Origin of the sequence: Nonomuraea sp. NPDC049129, from assembly GCF_040648495.1 — a bacterium.
Taxonomy (GTDB): Bacteria; Actinomycetota; Actinomycetes; order Streptosporangiales; family Streptosporangiaceae; genus Nonomuraea.
On the sequence record NZ_JBEZDU010000010.1, the window covers coordinates 153,660 to 172,492 of the forward strand.

Below are 18,833 nucleotides of genomic sequence, written 5' to 3' on the forward strand. Positions count from 1 at the left end.
TCCTGACCGCTGCTTGTCACATTTTCCGCTCCTCTACTGTCAATTGTGTAAACACGTTGGGCAGGAACGGAGATGGCGATCTTGGACGTCTATGAGGCGGTCACGAGTCGGCGGGCGGTGCGGGGGTTCATCGATCGGCCTGTTCCTCGCGAGGTGCTGGAGCGGGTGTTGTCGGCGGCGGCTTGGGCCCCGTCCGGATCGAACCTTCAGCCGTGGCGGGCCTATGTGGTGACGGGCGAGCCGTTGGCCGAGCTGAAGAAGCGTGCGGGTGAGCGGGTGGCGGCGCGTGATGCTTGGGATGAGCGGGAGTACGAGATGTACCCGCCTGCGCTGAAGTCTCCGTACCAGGAGCGCCGCGCGGCTTTTGGGGAGGAGCGGTACGGCGCGCTCGGTATTCCACGGGGGGATTGGGAGGCGCGGCAGCGGGCCGCAGCCGGCAACTGGCAGGCGTTCGGTGCGCCGGCCGCGTTGTTCTGCTACATCGACCGTGACATGGGCCGGCCTCAGTGGGCCGATCTCGGCATGTTCTTGCAGACTGTCATGCTGCTGTTGCGCGCCGAGGGGTTGAACAGTTGCCCGCAGATGGCCTGGTCGGTGTTCCGCAAGACCGTCGCTGAGGTCGTGTCGCCTCCGGAGGGGCTCATCCTCTTCTGCGGCATGTCGATCGGGTTCGAGGACGTCACGGTGGATTACATCCGTACGGGCCGGGCGCCGCTCGACGAGACGGTCACGTTCGTCGACGGGTAGCACGGCGATCGCATCCGGCGTGACGGGGTGCCTCCCTCCCAATGTCATCGCTGCGGGGCCCGGACGGTTCAGAACCGGTTGTCACAGATCGGCCCGCTGCTCTGTCTTTCCGACGTACCAGGACGTCGCGCAGCCACAGGAGCGAGACCTTGCCATCACCCGGCAGCATCATCCGAGTCCGAGTCCGGATGAGCGCTCGTCCCATCGACGAGCCGCACCGCACTTCGAGCCAGCTCGAACTGCTGTTCGACCTCACCTTCGTGATCGCGGTCGCCAGTGTCACCGCCCAGCTCGCGCACAGCATCGCCGCCGGTCACGGTCTCGCCGGGCTGGTCCCGTTCCTCCAGGTGTTCTTCGCGATCTGGTGGGCGTGGATGAACTTCACCTGGTTCGCCTCGTCCTACGACACCGACGATGTCGCCTACCGGCTGCTGACCATGGTGCAGATGGCCGGCGTGCTGACCCTCGCCGCCGGTGTGCCCGCCGCGGCCGATCACTCCGACTATGGGATCGTCACCCTCGGCTACGTCATCATGAGGATCGGGCTCGTCGGCCAATGGCTGCGGGCCGGTCTCGAAGACCGGGCGCGCCGCCGCACCGCGCTGCGCTACGCCGGCGCCATCAGTCTCGTGACACTGGGCTGGGCGCTTCGCTTCCTGATCGCGCAGACGGGAGCCTTTCCCTGGTTCTCCGGGCTGCTGTCCTTCGTTCTCCTGGATGTCCTGGAACTCGCGGTGCCCCTGTGGGCGGAGCGGGCCAGGGCCACCAACTGGCATCCGCACCACATCGCCGAGCGCTACGGCCTGTTCACGATCATCCTGCTCGGTGAGAGCGTCCTGGCCGCGAGCCGGGGCGTCGAAGGGGCGCTCGCAACGGGCGAGATCAGGGCGCCCTTGGTCGTCATCGCCGGGTGCGGCCTCGTCCTGCTGTTCGCTCTTTGGTGGCTTTACTTCCTCGTGGAAGCCGGGGAGGGGCTCAGTGACCGCCGTCATCGGTCGTACCAGTGGGGGTACGGCCACTACGGCATCTTCGCCGCCCTGGCGGCACTCGGCGCCGGGCTCGAAGTGGCGGTGGAGCAGAGCGGGCGCGGCGTCGCGGCGTCACCGCCGGCACTCGGCTACGCGGTCGCCATCCCCGCCGCTGTGTATCTCGCCGCGCTGTGGGCGGTCCACGCGCTTGTCACCACCGAGCCCGTCATCCCTCCGGCGGCCGTCCTGGGTTGCGTCGCCCTCATCTTGTCAATGCCGCTCGCGACACCGCGGATCGGCGTGGCCGCTGTGGTCGCGGCCATCGCGGCCGGTTGCGTGCTGCTGGTCGCCGTCACGATCATGGCCGCGGCTGTCGGGGCCCGCGCCGGAGCGCGTCGCCAGGACCCGCGGCTTTCCAGCTCTGGCGACTCGTGAAGCAGACCGCGCGTTCGTGCTCGACCAGGCCGCGGTGAGGAGCGCTTCCAGCGCGGTCAGATCGCCGGAGCGGGCGGCGGTGACGAAGGCGGTCAGCAGTCTGCGTTGTTCGGCCCTGGCCACGGGGGTGCGGCGTTCGACGAGCAGGTGTTTGCGGGCCCTGCTGACCAGCTGGCGTACGGCCGGCTCGCTGAGCCGGATGATGTCGGCGATCTGCCGGTAGGGGTAGTCGAAGGCCTCGCGCAGCATGTACGCCGCCCGTTCGGCGGGCGTGAGCCGCTCCAGGAGCAGCAGGACCGCGGACTCCAGGACCTCGCCGCGCTCGGCGCCGAGGTACGGGTCCGCGCCGGTGTCGACGGGTTCGGGCAGCCACGGGCCGGCGCAGGTCTCGCGGCGCATGCGTACGGACTGGGCGGCGTTGATCGCCAGCCGCATCGTCACCGTCGCCAGGAACCCGCCCGGGCTGCCCACCGTGGCGCGATCGTAGGCCTGCCAGCGCAGCCAGACGTCCTGCACCAGGTCTTCGGCTTCGGTCGCGCCCAGCATCCGGTACGCGATCCCGAACAGGCGCGGCCGCACACTGACGAACACCGCCGCCGCATGTTCGAGATCTCCAGGATCAGCCACTGCCATCGCCCCCGCTCCGGCATCCCTTTTGTCGGCTAATGCGAGCTTTGGGATATTTCTGGCATATTACCTGCCGCCTATCTCTTGGGCAGTGGGGGGACAGGCCAGGGACGAGGGAAGCACCTCGATGGATGTCACAAATCACGCCGCTACCCGGTCTTGCTCCCGTAACGGCTTTCATCCATGCGGCCAAAGGAGCACCATGCACGTGCCGGAGAAGCGGATCGCCACGTCCGTCCTGGTCATCGGGACGGGAGGAGCCGGCCTGCGGGCCGCCATCGAACTCGCCGAGCGCGGGGTCGGCGTCCTCGCGGTGGGCAAACGGCCGAAGGCGGACGCGCACACCTCGCTCGCGGCGGGCGGCATCAACGCGGCGCTCGCCACGATGGACCCCGAGGACACCTGGCAACAACACGCGGCGGACACCCTCAAGGAGAGCTATCTCCTGGCCAATCCGGAGACGGTGAGAATCGTCACCGAGGGGGCGGCACGTGGCATCGAAGACCTTCAGCATTACGGCATGCCGTTCGCCCGCGAACAGGACGGGCGAATCTCGCAGCGCTTCTTCGGCGCCCACACCTACCGGCGCACCGCCTACGCCGGCGACTACACCGGGCTCGAGATCCAGCGCACCCTGATCAACCGTGCGGCGCAGCTGGATGTCCCCATCCTCGACACCGTGTACATCACCCGCCTTCTCGTCCGTGACAACGCGGTCTTCGGCGCGTATGGGTTCGACCTGACCGATGGCAGCCGTTATGTCATCCATGCCGACGCGGTGATCCTGGCCGCCGGCGGCCACACCCGGATCTGGCGGCGCACCTCCTCCCGGAGGGACGAGAACACCGGCGACTCCTTCCGCCTCGCCGTCCTGGCCGGCTGCCGCATCCGCGACCCCGAACTGGTGCAGTTCCACCCATCCGGTCTCATCGCCCCCGAGAACGCGGCCGGCACCCTCGTCTCCGAAGCGGCCCGGGGCGAGGGCGGAATCCTGCGCAACCAGCTCGGCGAGCGGTTCATGTCCAAGTACGACCCGGAGCGGATGGAGTTGTCCACGCGCGACCGCGTCGCACTGGCCGCGTACACAGAGATCAAAGAAGGCCGCGGGACCCCGAACGGCGGCGTTTGGCTGGATGTGTCGCATCTGCCACGCGAGACGATCATGACCCGGTTGCCGCGCGTCTACCAGACGCTTCTGGAGCTGCAGATGCTCGACATCACCAAGGAGCCGATCGAGATCGCGCCGACCGCGCACTACTCGATGGGCGGGGTCTGGGTGCGACCCGAAGACCATGGCACGGGCGTCGACGGCCTGTACGCGATCGGGGAGGCGGCCAGCGGCCTGCACGGCGCCAACCGCCTCGGCGGCAACTCCCTCATCGAGCTCCTCGTCTTCGGCCGCATCGTCGGCCAGGCGGCGGCCGAGTACTCCGCGGGCCTCGACGCCCAGCGCCGCTCGGCCGAGGCGCTCGACGCGGCACGGGCGGAGGTGGACGAACTCCTCGCCGCGGACGGCCCCGAGAACGTACGCGCGCTGCAGCGAGCCCTCCGCGACATCATGACGGAGCATGCCGGCGTGGTACGTGACGAGGGCGGCCTGCGGAAGGGTCTCGCCGAACTCGCCGCGGTGGAGGCGCGCATCGCCGACGTCGGGGTACATCCGGACATCGCCGGCTTCCAGGACCTGGCCCACGCCTTCGACCTGAAGTCCGCCGCGCTCGCCGCCCGCGCGACGGTCGAGACCGCGCTGGAGCGTCGCGAGACCCGCGGCTGCCACAACCGCTCCGACTACCCAGAACTCGACCCCTCGCTGCAGGTCAACCTGGTGTGGTCCGGTCCCGGATCGGTGGAGAGGGAGGCCATCCCGCCGATTCCCGCCGAGGTCGCGGCGCTCATGCGCGAGGTCTCCAGCGTCGGAAGACTCGTGGAGTAGCGACGTACGGACGGCGTCACCCGCGGCCCGAGAAAAGAAATTTCGCCGGAGCTGTCACAAGGCCGGAGGCTGCCCTGTCTTAGCTGGCGGACCGGTTGGCACATGGGTGCCCCGGCGGACGGAAAGGGCTGTGCCATGAAGGTCGTCGTGGTCGGCGGTACTGGCCTCATCGGATCGAACGTGGTGGCGAAGCTGGGTGAGCACGGTCACGAGGCGGTGGCGGCGGCGCCGAGCACCGGCGTCAACACGCTCACCGGTGAAGGGCTGGCGGAGGTGCTGGCGGGCGCGCAGGTGGTGATCGACGTGTCGAACTCGCCGTCGTTCGAGCGGGCCGCGGTGATGGAGTTCTTCGAGACCTCCACCCGCAACCTGCTCGCCGCCGAGGCGGTCGCCGGGGTCGGGCATCATGTCGCGCTGTCGGTGGTGGGGACGGAGCGGATGCCGGAGAACGACTACTTCGCGGCGAAGATCGCTCAGGAGCAGCTGATCGAAAAGTCGGGGATCCCGTTCTCGCTCGTGCACGCGACCCAGTTCTTCCAGTTCATCCGGAGCATCGCGGACCAGTCCACGGAGGGCGACCAGGTACGGATCGCGCCCGTGCGGTTCCAGCCCATCGCGGGTGAAGAGGTCGCGCAGGCGGTCGGCCGGGTCGCGGTGGGGCAGCCACTGAACGGCCGGGTCGAGGTGGCCGGGCCCGAGCAGTCACGGATGGACGAGTTCTTCCGCGACGCCCTGACCGCGTGGGGCGACCCGCGCACGGTGGTCGCCGACCCGCAGGCGCGCTACTACGGCAGCGTGCCGGGCGAGCGGACGCTGGTGCCGGGTGAGGGCGCGACCCTGGGCAAGATCCGCTACCGCGACTGGCTCGAGCAGAGCACCGCCCAGTAGCCACCCGTCTTCACTTCCGGTCGCCTTGACCGCACACCCAAGCCACGTATGGAGGAATCATGAGCGCTCCGAGCGGCGACGACGGCTTCTTGTACGAACTCCAGATCGAGGTCGAGGAGGAGGTGACCCTGATCGAGGCGAGCCGTGCGGAGGAGGCCGCCGAACTGCCGGTCACCGAATGGCTCTTCGATCCGACGGACGCCGAGCGCGAGGAGATCGGCCTGCGGGGTCTGCTCGGCGCGGTCGAGGCGCTGGAGGACGACTCCCGGCGCGGCGATCAGGGTGCGTGAGCCGCCGATGCCGCGGAGACGGGGGTAGGTATGCCTGCGGAATCCCTGGAACAGGTGAGCGCACTCGATCAGGCCGCATCCGCCTTCGTCGAGCTGCGCCCGCGCCTGTTCGGCATCGCCTATCGGATGCTCGGCAGCGCGGTGGAAGCCGAGGACATCCTTCAGGAAGTCTGGCTGCGCTGGCAGAACACCGACCGCGCGACCATCGAGAACCCCTCGGCCTTCCTGGCGTTGATCACCACCCGCCTGGCCATCAACGTCGCTCGCTCCGCTCATTCGCGACGCGAAACCTATATAGGGCCCTGGCTCCCCGAGCCGGTCGACACCAGCCTCGACCCCACATTGGGCGCCGAACGGGGCGAAGCTCTCGAACTCGCTTTCCTGCTGCTGCTCGAGAGGCTCGCCCCCACCGAGCGGGCCGCCTATGTGCTGCGCGAGGCCTTCGTCTACCCGTACACGCAGATCGCGGAGATCCTTCAGCTCACCCCGGTCAACGCTCGTCAGCTCGTGAGCCGCGCCCGCAAACGCCTGACCGCCGCACGACGCGAGCCCATCGACAAGATGGAGCATCGGCGTCTCCTGGCCGTTTTCCTGGACGCCGCCCAGACGGGGAACGTCGCCGCTCTCGAAGACCTCTTCGCCGCGGACGTGGTCAGCTCCTCCGACGGCGGCGGTATCAGAGGGGCGGCGCGATTCCCGCTGCTGGGCAGCACCCGCGTGGCGAAGTTCCTGGCCGCGTACGCGCCACGATTCTGGCCGGGCGCCGAGATGACGTGGGTCGAAGCGAACGGGCGCGCCGGCGTGCTCGTCCCTCGCAACCACACCGACGTCGTCCTGCTCACCATCGAGGCCTCGCCGCAGGGCATCCACCACGTCATGTGGATCGTCAACCCGGCCAAACTCGGCGCCTTCGAACGGTCACACCACCTGGTCTGACAGACCGTCCGCCGCCGCCCAGTACGTCCGCCTCTCGTGGTGTCACAACAAGACCGGCTGCGTGGTCTTAACTGCCGACACCGAAAGAACAGGGCGGCAGGACATGACCGAAGTGAGCGCCGGGACGCTGGCGGAGATGCTCGACGAACGGCAGCACCTCCTCGAGATCGCCTTGTGGATGTTCGGCTCGGAGGTGACGGCCGACTGGATCGTCCTTGAGACCTATCGCCGCTGGTACGCCCTCGACGACGAAGAACGCGCCGTCATCGCGGTACCGCGCGCCTGGCTGACGCGGGTCGCCGGAGGTCTCTGCCTGGACCTGCTCGCCACTGCCGCCCCGAGCCACGCCCCCGGCGGCACACCGCGACCCGGAGCGTTCACCACCGCCGGTCCGGTGCGCCGGCCGGAGCCCGCCGCCGGCCCGGCACGCTGGCCCGAGCCCGGCACGGGTCCGGTGCTCCAGCCGCCCAGGCCGGACCGAGCGATGCTCGCCAGACACGATCGTGTCGCGCGCCGGTTCGCCGCGGCCTGCGACACGGGGGACGCGGCGGCCCTGCGGGCGGTCCTGGCCGCCGACGCGATGGTCGTGAGCGACGGTGGCGGCAAACTGCGCGCCGCCGTACGCCCCACCTACGGCGCGGACGCGGTAGCCCGGTTCGTCACGGCCCTGCTGACCGGCCAGTCCGGCACCGAGGTGGCCGTCGAGTCCGTGAACGGCCGGACGGGCCTGGTCCTGCGCCAGGCGGGCCGAGCGGTGGCGGTGGCCGACGTGAGCGTCGCCGGAGCCGAGGTCACCGCAGTGTGGATCGTGCTGAACCCCGACAAGTTGCAGCGCTGGCACCGCCCATGACCAGCCTCCCCCTACCGCAGGCGCCCCGTGTGCCGCTGAAAGGCGTACCGGTGAACGACCCGACACTGTCCACGGAGCACGACTACCGCGGCTCCACGTTCAAACCGCTCTATGTCACGCGCGTCGCCGTGAGCGGCGGCAGCTCCGCTCACGGCCGGGCCACCGGCCGGGCCCGCTCCGCCGACGGCGTGCTCGATCTGGAGATGCGGATGCCCGAGGAACTGGGCGGTGACGTCACCGGCCCGAACCCTGAGCAGCTCTTCGCCGCCGGGTACGCCGCCTGCTTCCACGGCGCCCTCAGCCTGCTGGCCCGCCGGCACCTCCTCGACCCCGGACCGATCACCGTGGAGGTGACCGTCGCGTTCGGCCGCGACCCCGCCGACGGCGGTTACGAGCTACGCGCCGACCTCGTCGTGACCTGGCCCGGAGTCGAACGCGACACGGCCACCCCGCTGCTCGCCCAGGCGAGCGCGCTGTCCCCGTACGCCAAGATGACCCGCCAGGGCATCCCGGGCACCATCAACCTCGCCCCCTGAGCCCATGGCGCCACGGCATTGCCGTCCATGCGCACCCTTGTGCGCACCTGATCACCGGTCCGACAGCTCGGCGGCCGGAGAGCCGATGTCCGGCTCTCCGGCCGCCAGGTAAAGACGCGGGGTCCGCTGTATCGAACAGGCGGATCAGCCGCCGGTGGGACGCGGGGCGCGCAGGTGGGCCCGCTGCGCCAGCTCCTCTTCTTCGACGTACGTGAGCATCGGCTGACCCGGCTCACACAGCATGAACACGACGAACTTGGTCGGCGCGTCCGGCAAGGCGTTGCCGTCCTGGTAGTGGATCACGTCGCCGCCCGGCTCCCAGAACGTCTCTCCTGCCTTGATCACGCGCTCAGGCTCACCCTCGAGCTCGAACAGGACCGCGCCCTCGATCACGTAGCCGAAGGCCGGCCCCGAGTGGCGGTGCGGAGCGGCGCCGGGGTGGCCGGGAGGCCAGTCGACGAGGACGGTCATCGCCGAGGCACCGTCGGGAATGAAGGGCGGCTGGATGTCCGCCAGCATCTTGGGGCCGAACGCCGCAGAGCTCCCCTGATCGGCGGTCCTGTCCATCGAGTCGTTGGACACGGGTACTGCACCTCCGTATGTCTGCGCGGCACAGGCGATCTCGCGTCGGCCACGCCTTTCCGGACCGATGGACGGCGTGTCCGCTGCGGAGCGTGGCCTTGCGGTCAATGCCTGTTTACCCGCATATGCGCTGGTCAGGCTGGGTTTGAGCGCATAGGGCCGAGGCTTTGCGGACGCATGTCCTTACGCCCACCATCCGACCTGTCGAAGCCTCATTCCGCTGGTTCCGGCAGCCGGAGCGCGTACAAGAGCCAGACCAGGGCGAAGCCGACCGCGAGTACGCCGAGCGCGCGCGTGGCCCCCGCCATGCCCAGCGCGACGGCCAGCGGGGCCACCGCCAGCGACGACACCCCCTGCAGCCCCGACGACAGCCCGAAGGCGGTGACCATCACGCGGCCGCGGATGTGGTCGGGGCTGGCCAGTTGCAGCCCGTTGATGGCCAGGATGGCGCACGCGCCCACCCCGAGATGGCCGGCCATGGCGGCGGGTACGCCCGACCACAGCCCACCGGCCTGGGCCAGGGCGAGGTAGCCGAGCCCGAACACCGCCAGAGCGCCACCCGACACGATCAACCGCCGCCGCGACGGCGTCCCGATCAGCCGCCCCTTCCCAAGCGGTCGCCACTTCCCGATCAGCCACCGCCCCACGAACGGCCCGAGCACGGCGCCCACCCCCTGCGCTATGTAGAGGACGCCGACTCCGGCGTCGGTGGTGCCGAACCGTTCGAGCGCGTAGACGGGCAGGAGGCCGACCATGCCGTAGCACAAGCGCAGGCCCGCCGTCAGCAGGAGCAGGGCCGCCACGGTGGGAGTGGCGCGGATGAAGCGCCACAGTTCGGCGGTGTCGGTATGTACGCGCGTCCGGCGGGCCTCCGTCGCCGTGGAGAAGGGGCGGCGGATGCGGGCGATGAGGACGGCGGACGCGGCGAAGGAGGCGGCGTCGACCAGCAGCGTGGCCGTGCTGCCCCAGGCGGCCGTGGCCAGGCCGCCGAGCCCGGCGCCGAGCAGCAGGCCGGAGGAGTAGAGGCTGCCGAGCGCGGCCTGCGCGGTGGGCAGCCGGTCGGGGGCGACGAGGTTGGGGAGTACGACCTCGGGGATCGGGCTGGACACCGCGGCCGACACCGACAGCGCGGCCAGCGAGACCAGCGCCATGGGGACCGACTCCAGGTGGAAGGCGGCGAGCAGGCCCGCGAGGGGGACGATGGCGGCCAGGTCGCAGGCGATGCGCAGGCGGCGGCGGTCCAGGCGGTCGGTCAGCGAGCCGATGAGCGGCATCAGCAGGATGCCGGGCAGCGACTCGACGGCGAACAGCAGAGCCGTCAGCCCGGCCGAGCCGGTGCGGTGGTAGACGAAGGCGTTCAGGGCGACGAAGGTGAACCAGTCGCCGGTCAGGCTGAGGGCGGAGGCGAGGAAGAGCCGGCGGAAGTCGGGGTTGCCGCGCAGCAGCGCGAGCAGCGAGTTTCCGGGCAGGCGGGGAGGAACGGATGACACCTGGTGACTCCAAGCAGCCAAGCCGTCCGGCCGGTCCTGGGCCGGACGGGCGAAGAGGGGGGTCGCTTCGCGGGATGCCCGGCCGGTCATGGGCCGGGCGGCTGCTGATCAGTCACAGAGGTGTGGCATGGGTGGAGGTTAACGCACCGCGGGCCTCGGCGTCAGGAGCGGGCGAGGACCTCGTACTTGACCCGCATGACCCCGGACCCCGTGTCGCCGATGGCGGAGAAGGCGGCCGCCGAGAGGTCGAGGCAGCGTCCGCCCACGTACGGACCGCGGTCGTTGATGCGGACCGTGACCGAGTCGCCGTTCGCCGGGTTCGTGACGCGGACCTTGCTGCCGAGCGGGAGCGTCTTGTGGGCGGCGGTCATGGCCGACGGGTCGAAGCGTTCGCCGCTGGCGGTCATCTGCCCTTCGTCGTAGTAGGACGCGCCGCAGGTGCCCGAGCTGAGGACGCGGGTCTTCAGCTTGTGAACCTCGGTCTTCACCTTGCGTACCGGCTCGGTCTTCGGTTTGTCGGTCGGCTTGGTCGGCGGCTGGGCGGCTTCGGCCTTCGGGAGAGCGGTGGCCTTGGGGCTGGATGAGGGCTTGGGGGCCGCCGACTTGGTGCTGGGCTTGTTCGGCTCGGGGGTCTTGGGGGCGGGGGAAGGGGTGTCGGTCCTCGTGTACGTGGGGGACGGAGACACGTCCAGCGCGGCGGTGGGCTTGGGGGCGTCGTCGTTGGCGACGGCCGCCCAGGCGGTGGTCGAGGCGGCGGCTACGACGGCCGCACCGGCCGCGACGGTGACCCAACGGCGCTTGCCTGGAGCCTTCTTGTGGCTCTCCGGGTTCGGACGGCTCGGGTTGTAGGAGTGCTGGCCCAAGGTAAACCACAGTCCTAGCTAGGGGACAGGACAGGGAAAGGCCAGGTCGGGGCGGATATGGGGGCGCGCGTCGGCCGATCCCTCGCTCGGGGCGGGTGCCCCGCGAACGTGGTCGAACATATGCGACAAACAGCGAGTAAAGACAACTTAATGGGACATTCAGTGAAATATCTCACTTTGGTCACGAGTCGACCAGAACGCTGAGCGTACGCCGGGGATCTTGAGGCAGCCGGAAAACGCCGACTCTGTCACCTTGGGGATAGGTGAGGACGTCCCAACAGGAGTAGAGCCGTACCAAAAGGGTCAGAGCATGAGCGACCGGACGGTCTCCACCGTGTCGGCGTCCGCGGCCCGCTTGTCGGGCCGGTACCTCAGCACCCGCGCGAACCGCAGCGCCATCCCCCCGGGATAGCGCGGCGACCGCTGCACCCCGTCGAAGGCGATCTCCACGACCAGCTCGGGCCGCAGACTGACGGTCCACTCGTCGGTGGGCCCCTCGGCCAGCTCCAGGAAGCGTTCGGTCTGCCAGGCGAGCAGCTCGTCGGTCAGCCCCTTGAAGGTCTTGCCCAGCATCACGAACCCGCCGCTCTCCGGGTCGCGGGCGCCGAGGTGGAGGTTGGACAGCTTGCCTTCGCGGCGGCCGTGACCCCATTCGGCCGCGAGGACGACCAGGTCGAGCGTGTGCCGCGGCTTGACCTTGATCCACCCGGCGCCCCGGCGGCCGGCCGCGTAGGGGGAGGCCAGCGACTTGACGACCAGGCCCTCGTGGCCGGCCTTGATCACGTCGATGAAGTACTTCTCCGCCTCCGGCACCTCGCCCGTGACGAGGCGCGGCGTGAGCAGACCGGGCGTGACGGTCCGGCCGAGGACCTCCTGGCGCTGGGCGTAGGGGAGATCGAGCAGGTCGGCCCCGTCCACCCGCAGCGCGTCGAAGAAGAACACGCTCAGCGGCGTGTCCTCCCGCAGTCGCGGGACGCCGGTCTTGGTGGTCACCCTGCTGGCCGTCACCTGGAACGGGTGCGGCCGCCCGTCGGGCCGCAGCGCGATCACCTCGCCGTCGAGCACGAGATCGTCGCAGGCCAGGCCGAGCACGGCCTCCACGAGTTCGGGCACCTGCGCGGTGATGTCGTCGAGCGTGCGGGTGAACACGCGCACCTGGTCGCCGGAGCGGTGCGCCTGCACGCGTACGCCGTCGAGCTTCCACTCCAGCGCGGCCGGGGTGCCCGCCTTCTCCAGCGCGGCGGCGACGTTCGGGGCGCTGCCGGCGAGCATGGGCGAGACCGCCCGGCCCACCTCCAGCTTGAAGGCGTGCAACGCCGCCACGCCACCGCTCAGCGCCGCCGCGCCCACGGCGGGCAGCCAGCCGCGCAGCGTGAGCGCCCGCCGCACGTCGGCGGACGGCGCGCCCGACGCTTTGGCGATCGCCTCGATCATCACGCCGTCGAGGGCGCCCTGGCGCAGCTCGCCGCCGAGCAGCCGGAGCATGAACGCCTGCTCCTGACTGGTCAGCCCGGCGAACAGTTCGGTGACCAGAGCCTTGCGGGCCGCCTGCGAGCCCTGGCCGGAGACGGACTTGATCTTCGACAGCAGGGCGTCGACGTGGGTCAGGGTGGCGGTGGCGGCGAGCTTGGCGGGAGGCGGATCCTGAAGGGTCCGCCAGCCCACGCCCACCTGACGCTGCGGGAGCTCACCCGACAGGTAGGAGATGGCGATCTCCGCCTCGTCGGCACCGACCCTGCCGAGCAGTTCGGCCAGATGGCCGACCTTGCCGAGCCGGGCGGACGTGCGCGTCACAGCCTCCGAAACCCGTACCACGTCGATCAACAGCACATGCCCTATGTTGCCGTACTTCGCCGACAAATCCGTCGCGCCAAGACCAGCATTTTGCCCGGCGATGGGCCCCCTGAGGGGTGGGGCGGGTGTGCGACCCGCCCCAGGGTGTTAGCGGACGCCCAGGAGGTCGACCACGAAGATGAGCGTCTCGCCCGGCTTGATGCGGGCGCCTGCGCCGCGGTTGCCATAGCCGAGGTGCGCGGGGATCACCAGCTTGCGGCGACCGCCCACCTTCATCCCGGCCACGCCCTGGTCCCAGCCGGCGATGACACGCCCGCCGCCGAGCGGGAACTCGAACGCCTCGCCGCGGTTCCACGACGCGTCGAACTCCTCGCCGGTCGAGAACGCGACGCCCACGTAGTGGACGCTGACGTTCTGGCCGGGCTTGGCCTCGGGGCCGTCCCCCTCGACGATGTCGACGATCTCCAGGTCGGTGGGCGGGTTGCCCTCCGGGAAGTCGATTTCCGGCTTCTCGAGTGCCACGAATTGCTCCTGTTACGAATATTGGCGATCAGGAATGGACCCGACGACTCTATGCGGTCGGGATATGGTCATCGTTCATGGCCGCCCTTTCCGCCGATGCGATCCTGCTCACCGGGCGCGTCGCCGTGATCACCGGGGCGACGCGGGGGATCGGGCGGGCGATCGCGGAGACGTTCGCGGCATTCGGGGCTCATGTCGCGATCTGCGACCGCGACAAGCCGCAGCAGAGCAGCGAGCTGGCGATGACCCTGGACGTACGGGATCCGGTCGCCGTGGAGGTGTTCGCGCAGGCCGTGCACGAGCGGTGGGGGCGCGTGGACATCCTGGTGAACAACGCAGGCGGGACCTTCCACGCCGCGTTCGCCGACACCACGGCCCGCGGCGAGCGGACCCTGATCGAGGAGAACTTCACGCAGGTCACCGGCATGATCCGCCGGATGCTGCCGATGATGGGCGCCGGGGCGTCGATCATCAACGTGACCTCCAGCGAGGCGCACCAGGCGGCGCCGGGGTTCGCGGTCTACGCGGCGATGAAGGCGGGGCTGGAGAGCCTGACGAAGTCGCTCGCGCTGGAGTTCGCGCCCCTGGGCATCAGGGTGAACGCCATCGCGCCCGACGGGCTGCCCACCGAGGGCGAGACACAGGTGCGGGAGCGGATGGCGGACGGACCCTTCGAGCCGGTACGCCTGCCGCCGCTCGGGCATCTCGGGGAGCCGGCCGACGCGGCGGGCGCGGCGGTGTTCCTGGCCAGTGAGCTGGCCAGGTTCGTGACCGGCACGACGCTGCACGTCGACGGCGGGATCCACGCGGCAGGCGGCTGGCGCCGCACCTGAGCCAGCCGGAGCCTGAGCCGCGCTACCAGCTCTGGTGCAGCGGCATGCCCTCGGTGTAGCCGGAGGCGCTCTGGATGCCGACCACCGCGCGCTCGTGCAGCTCCTCCAGGTTCGCCGCCCCCGCGTACGTGCACGAGGACCGCAGCCCGGCCACGATCGCGTCGATCTGGTCCTCCACGCTCGGCCGCCGCGGATCCAGGTACATGCGCGAGGTCGAGATCCCCTCCTCGAACAGCGCCTTCCTGGCCCGATCGAACGGGCTGTCCTCCGCCGTGCGCAGCCGCACGGCCCGCGCGGACGCCATGCCGAAGTTCTCCTTGTACCTGCGTCCGTCGGCGTCGGTGCGCGCGTCGCCGGGCGACTCGTACGTCCCGGCGAACCACGAGCCGATCATCACGTTGGCCGCGCCCGCGGCCAGGGCGAGCGCCACATCACGCGGGTGCCGGACACCGCCGTCGGCCCACACGTGCCGCCCGAGCCGCCGCGCCTCCACCGAGCATTCGAGCACGGCCGAGAACTGCGGCCGCCCCACCCCGGTCATCATCCGCGTCGTGCACATGGCGCCGGGGCCGACCCCCACCTTGAGGATGTCCGCGCCCGCGTCCACCAGGTCGCGCACGCCCTCGGCGGTCACCACGTTGCCCGCCGCGACCGGCACGCCCGGGTCGAGGGCCCGGACCGCGCGCAGGGCGGAGACCATCTTCTCCTGGTGCCCGTGCGCGGTGTCGACCACCAGGCAGTCGATCCCGGCATCGAGCAGTTCCTTGGCCTTGGCCGCGACGTCGCCGTTCACGCCGACGGCGGCCGCGACGCGCAGCCGGCCGGCGGCGTCGAGCGCGGGCTGGTAGAGCGTGGCGCGCAGGGCGCCCGTGCGGGTCAGGATGCCGACCAGGCGGCCGTCGGCGTCCACGATGGGCGCCAGGCGGTGGCGGCCCCCGTGCAACCGGTCGAACGCCGCGCGCGGCTCAAGACCGGCCGGCAGCGTCAGCAGCTCGCTCGACATCACCTGCGACAGCTGCGTGTACATGTCGACGCCCTGGCAGTCGGCCTCGGTCACCACGCCGGTCGGCCGGTTGTCCCAGTCGACGACGATGACCGCGCCGTGGGCGCGCTTGGGCAGCAGCTGCATGGCCTCGCCGACCGTGTCGTGCGGCGTCAGCGTGAGCGGAGTGTCGTGGACCAGGTCGCGTTTCTTGACCCAGTCGACGACTTCCGTCACGACATCGATGGGAATGTCCTGGGGGATCACGGTGATGCCGCCCCGGCGGGCGATCGTCTCGGCCATGCGCCGGCCGGCGACCGCGGTCATGTTCGCCACGACGATCGGAATGGTGGTACCCGTGCCGTCGTTCGTCGAAAGATCGACCGCGAGCCGGGAACCGACCGAGGAACGCGACGGGACCATGAACACGTCGCTGTACGTCAGGTCGTATTGCGGCTCGAGGCCGTTAAGGAACTTCACGTTCGTCCATCTTATGCGCTGGGTGGCTTATGAGGAGTTTCCCGATTGTTATGGCCATATGATCGGCCGGGATACTTAGGGGGATGGAGGGCCTGTGGAGGTCACTGAGAGAAACGAGCTGACAGTCGTCGGTATCGCCGTACGCACCTCGAACGCCGACGAGATAGACCCCGCCAGGGCGAAGCTGCCCGTGCTGTGGCAACGGGCGGGCGCGCCCGGGGCGTTCGCCCACATTCCGGGACGCGTCGACGAGAACCTTTACGCGGTGCTGACCGACTACGAGGGCGACCATCACGGCGCCTACACGCAGATCGTCGGCATCGGCGTGCGGACGGTCCCCAGGCTGCCCGAGGGCATGGTCGCCGTACGCGTTCCCGCGGGCCCGGCTCTGCGGGTCGAGGCGCGCGGTCAGATGCCGCAGGCGATCGTCGACGCCTGGCAGCAGGTGTGGAAGCACACCGAGTCGGGCGGCACGCCCGCGCGGGCGTTCAGGACGGACCTCGAGGTGCACCACCCCGGTGGCGCGGACCTCTACATCGCCGTCTACTGATCGCTGAACCCGAGCCCGAACGGGCTCGGGTCGTGGCTTCATGGTCCACCTCTTACCTATCGTTAAGTAACCTCTTGCGGGCGTCGCTCCGGGTCGCTTACCATCCGTTAGGTAAGGGGGTGTCACCATGCAGATCCTGATCTCCGGCGCGAGTGTCGCCGGACCCGCGCTGGCGTACTGGCTCAACAGGTACGGCTTCGACGTCACCGTCGTGGAGCGCGCCCCGTCGCTCCGCAAGACGGGCGGCCACGCGATCGACCTGTTCAGACCCGCGATGGACATCGTCGAGAAGATGGGCCTGATCGACCCGATCACGGCCAAGAAGACCGGCACGAACTGGCTCACCATGTATCGCGAAGGCCAGGAGGGGGCCGTGGAGCTGGACCTCCGGCGCGTCTTCACGGCCGTGTCGGACCGGCACGTCGAGATCATGCGCGACGACCTCAGCGAGATCTTCTACGACGCCACCCGCGCCGACATCGAGTACGTCTTCGACGACTCCATCACCGCCATCGCCGAGGACGGCACGGTGACCTTCGAGCGCGGGCCGTCCAGGCGGTTCGACCTGGTCGTCGGCGCCGACGGGCTGCACTCGAACGTGCGCGGCCTGGTCTTCGGCCCCGAGTCGCGCTTCTCCACCTGGGTCGGCGCCTATCTGGCCGTCTTCTCGGTGCCCAACTACCTCGACCTCGACGGCCGCATGGAGGGGCTGTCCGGCATCGGGCGGATGGCCGGGATGTACGGCGCGGCGCACATGTCCGACGCGCGGGCGCTGTTCCTGTTCAGGACGCCGGAGCAGCTCCAGTATCACCATCGCGACATCGCCCGGCAGAAGAAGCTGCTGCGCGAGCGGTTCGCGGGGATGGGCTGGCAGGTTCCCCGGTTGCTGGCCGAGCTCGACCGCACCCCGGCCTTCTACTTCGACTCGATCACCCAGCTGCGCCTCGACACCTGGTCGCGTGGCCGCGTGACGCTGGTCGGCGACGCGGGCTACTGCCCGGGACCGGCCGTGGGCGGCAGCACGAGCCTGGCCGTCGTCGGGGCGTACATTCTCGCGGGCGAGCTGGCCGCCGCGCGCGGCGACCACGAGCGCGCCTTCCCGGCCTACGAGGCAGAGATCGGTGAGTACGTACTGCGGAGTCGCACGTTCGCGGTCGGGGCGGCCAAGCGGATCGTGCCCGGCAACCGGTTCGACCTGTGGACGCTCACCCAGGCCGCGCGGCTGATCGGCCACCTGCCGGTCGCGGTGACCAAGGCCGCTACCAAGCTGGGCAGCAAGGGCATGCGGCTGCACGACTCGATCGCGTTGAAGGACTACTCGGCGTACGAGGGCGTGCGGCAGTAGCCAGCTGTACGCCAGCTATGCGTCAGTGGAAACGGCGCGAATAGACTGCGCGCCGTGCGTGCCGCCTATTTCGCCTTTGACCGGTTCCCTTCGAGCAAGGGGTCGGCGGTGCACATCGGGCAGATGGCCGCCGAGCTGTTCGACCGGTTCGGCGGCGGGCTGCTGGGGGTGCTGGGCGGGGGCGGGCTGCCGCGCTACCAGCGCGAGGGCGATGTCCAGATCGCCAGGTTCGACGAGCAGATCCCCAACCTGATCGACCGGGCCGAGGCGTACTCGCACTGGGTCGCCCGCCATCTCGCACCGCACCTGGACACGCTGGAACTGGTCCACGTGCGTGACCCCTGGAGCGCGCTGCCGGTGCTCGGCCACCGGCACAAGGTGGTGTACGAGGTGAACGGGCTGCCGTCCATCGAGCTGCCGCACACCTGGCCCCAGGCGGCCCCCGCCACGGTGGCCAAGTTGCGGCGGCTGGAGGCGCACTGTCTGGAACAGGCGGACGCGGTTGTCGTGCCATCGACCGTCATCGGGGACGCCATCCGCAAAATGGGGATAAAACCTGAAAAGGTGTTCCTCGTTCCGAACGCCGCCAACCCCGTCACCCCGGCACCGACCGCACCGACCGCCGCGCCCGAGCACTACCTGATCTACGTAGGCGCCCTCCAGCGCTGGCAGGGCGTGGACGTGCTGTTCCGTGCCTTCGCCAGGCTGGCCGACCTGACCGAGCTGCGCCTGGTCGTCTGTTCCTCCGTCCCGGAACGTCGCGCCAAACCCCTCCAGCGCCTCGCCGACCGCCTGGGGGTGGCCGAGCGGATCGTGTGGCGGTTCACGCTGCCCCACGACGAGGTGGCCGGCTGGCTGGCCGGCGCGGCCGTGTCCGCCGCCCCGCTCACCGCCTGCCCGCGCAACCTCGACCAGGGCTGCGCCCCGCTCAAGATCCTGGAGTCGATGGCGGCCGGCACACCGGTGGTGGCCTCGGACCTGCCGGCCGTACGGGAGATCCTGGGGGAGGACGGGCGGCTGGTCGCGCCCGATCGGCCCGCCGAGTTGGCTCGCGCGATCCGGATCCTCCTGGAGTACCCCGACCAGGCGCGGGCGATGGCGGAGCGGGCCAGGGTCAGGGTGCCCAGCTGGGCGGATTCCCGGGCGAGGCTCGCCGAGGTTTATCGCCGTGTGTAGTGTTTC

The 18,833-nt window shown here is 70.1% G+C and carries 18 protein-coding genes and 1 pseudogene; 12 read left to right on the forward strand and 7 right to left on the reverse strand.

All coding sequences use genetic code 11. The annotated features are described in order from the left end of the window. The first annotated feature begins 72 nt into the window (after positions 1-72). On the forward strand, positions 73-747 hold the full coding sequence (locus AB0B64_RS30510; protein WP_357940053.1) for a nitroreductase: 675 nt from the start codon (positions 73-75) through the stop codon (positions 745-747). Between the two features lie 188 nt (positions 748-935). Beyond that, a pseudogene (locus tag AB0B64_RS30515) lies at positions 936-2,000 on the forward strand (low temperature requirement protein A); the annotation flags it as partial. Here the strand turns inward: AB0B64_RS30515 and AB0B64_RS30520 are convergent. Beyond that, positions 1,986-2,783, reverse strand: coding sequence for a sigma-70 family RNA polymerase sigma factor (locus AB0B64_RS30520; RefSeq protein WP_358181440.1), 798 nt, complete (start codon positions 2,781-2,783; stop codon positions 1,986-1,988). The pseudogene AB0B64_RS30515 and the gene AB0B64_RS30520 overlap by 15 nt on opposite strands. A gap of 196 nt (positions 2,784-2,979) precedes the next feature. Here AB0B64_RS30520 and AB0B64_RS30525 point away from each other — a divergent pair, with 196 nt between their 5' ends. From AB0B64_RS30525 to AB0B64_RS30550, 6 genes are all read left to right on the forward strand, one after another. Continuing rightward, positions 2,980-4,710 (forward strand): FAD-dependent oxidoreductase, encoded by a 1,731-nt coding sequence (locus AB0B64_RS30525; RefSeq protein WP_358181443.1) that lies wholly within the window; start codon positions 2,980-2,982, stop codon positions 4,708-4,710. 135 nt (positions 4,711-4,845) lie between these two features. Next, positions 4,846-5,598 carry an SDR family oxidoreductase gene (locus AB0B64_RS30530; protein WP_358181446.1) on the forward strand — a complete coding sequence of 251 codons (753 nt, stop codon included), beginning with the start codon at positions 4,846-4,848 and terminating at the stop codon, positions 5,596-5,598. Positions 5,599-5,657: 59 nt separating this feature from the next. Beyond that, positions 5,658-5,888, forward strand: coding sequence for a hypothetical protein (locus AB0B64_RS30535; RefSeq protein WP_358181449.1), 231 nt, complete (start codon positions 5,658-5,660; stop codon positions 5,886-5,888). Between the two features lie 30 nt (positions 5,889-5,918). Next, positions 5,919-6,824 carry an RNA polymerase sigma-70 factor gene (locus AB0B64_RS30540; RefSeq protein ID WP_358181452.1) on the forward strand — a complete coding sequence of 302 codons (906 nt, stop codon included), beginning with the start codon at positions 5,919-5,921 and terminating at the stop codon, positions 6,822-6,824. A gap of 103 nt (positions 6,825-6,927) precedes the next feature. After that, the gene (locus AB0B64_RS30545; protein WP_357940065.1) at positions 6,928-7,674 is read left to right on the forward strand and encodes a hypothetical protein; all 747 of its coding nucleotides are present in this window, start codon (positions 6,928-6,930) and stop codon (positions 7,672-7,674) included. 50 nt (positions 7,675-7,724) lie between these two features. Continuing rightward, positions 7,725-8,210, forward strand: coding sequence for an Ohr family peroxiredoxin (locus tag AB0B64_RS30550; protein ID WP_358181455.1), 486 nt, complete (start codon positions 7,725-7,727; stop codon positions 8,208-8,210). 144 nt (positions 8,211-8,354) lie between these two features. Here AB0B64_RS30550 and AB0B64_RS30555 read toward each other — a convergent pair whose 3' ends face one another. From AB0B64_RS30555 to AB0B64_RS30575, 5 genes are all read right to left on the reverse strand, one after another. Beyond that, positions 8,355-8,792 carry a cupin domain-containing protein gene (locus AB0B64_RS30555; protein ID WP_358181458.1) on the reverse strand — a complete coding sequence of 146 codons (438 nt, stop codon included), beginning with the start codon at positions 8,790-8,792 and terminating at the stop codon, positions 8,355-8,357. 212 nt (positions 8,793-9,004) lie between these two features. Further along, on the reverse strand, positions 9,005-10,282 hold the full coding sequence (locus AB0B64_RS30560) for an MFS transporter (protein WP_358181461.1): 1,278 nt from the start codon (positions 10,280-10,282) through the stop codon (positions 9,005-9,007). Between the two features lie 161 nt (positions 10,283-10,443). Then, positions 10,444-11,145, reverse strand: a complete 702-nt coding sequence (locus AB0B64_RS30565) for a septal ring lytic transglycosylase RlpA family protein (protein ID WP_358181464.1) — start codon at positions 11,143-11,145, stop codon at positions 10,444-10,446. 303 nt (positions 11,146-11,448) lie between these two features. After that, positions 11,449-12,975: an ATP-dependent DNA ligase gene (locus tag AB0B64_RS30570; RefSeq protein WP_358181467.1), complete on the reverse strand. Its 1,527-nt coding sequence runs from the start codon at positions 12,973-12,975 to the stop codon at positions 11,449-11,451. Between the two features lie 111 nt (positions 12,976-13,086). Further along, on the reverse strand, positions 13,087-13,461 hold the full coding sequence (locus tag AB0B64_RS30575) for an FKBP-type peptidyl-prolyl cis-trans isomerase (protein WP_357940076.1): 375 nt from the start codon (positions 13,459-13,461) through the stop codon (positions 13,087-13,089). A 77-nt stretch (positions 13,462-13,538) separates the two neighbouring features. On the opposite strand from AB0B64_RS30575, the gene AB0B64_RS30580 reads away from it, so the two are divergent. Further along, the gene (locus tag AB0B64_RS30580) at positions 13,539-14,294 is read left to right on the forward strand and encodes an SDR family oxidoreductase (RefSeq protein WP_358181470.1); all 756 of its coding nucleotides are present in this window, start codon (positions 13,539-13,541) and stop codon (positions 14,292-14,294) included. Positions 14,295-14,316: 22 nt separating this feature from the next. Here the strand turns inward: AB0B64_RS30580 and AB0B64_RS30585 are convergent, their stop codons facing one another. Further along, positions 14,317-15,756: a GuaB1 family IMP dehydrogenase-related protein gene (locus AB0B64_RS30585; RefSeq protein WP_357940080.1), complete on the reverse strand. Its 1,440-nt coding sequence runs from the start codon at positions 15,754-15,756 to the stop codon at positions 14,317-14,319. A 94-nt stretch (positions 15,757-15,850) separates the two neighbouring features. On the opposite strand from AB0B64_RS30585, the gene AB0B64_RS30590 reads away from it, so the two are divergent. The 3 genes from AB0B64_RS30590 to AB0B64_RS30600 all read left to right on the forward strand — a co-directional run bounded on the left by AB0B64_RS30590 (position 15,851) and on the right by AB0B64_RS30600 (position 18,827). Next, positions 15,851-16,306 (forward strand): GyrI-like domain-containing protein, encoded by a 456-nt coding sequence (locus AB0B64_RS30590; RefSeq protein WP_357940082.1) that lies wholly within the window; start codon positions 15,851-15,853, stop codon positions 16,304-16,306. A gap of 127 nt (positions 16,307-16,433) precedes the next feature. Further along, positions 16,434-17,651, forward strand: coding sequence for an FAD-dependent monooxygenase (locus tag AB0B64_RS30595; protein ID WP_358181473.1), 1,218 nt, complete (start codon positions 16,434-16,436; stop codon positions 17,649-17,651). 54 nt (positions 17,652-17,705) lie between these two features. Beyond that, the gene (locus tag AB0B64_RS30600) at positions 17,706-18,827 is read left to right on the forward strand and encodes a glycosyltransferase (protein WP_358181476.1); all 1,122 of its coding nucleotides are present in this window, start codon (positions 17,706-17,708) and stop codon (positions 18,825-18,827) included. Positions 18,828-18,833 lie beyond the last annotated feature (6 nt).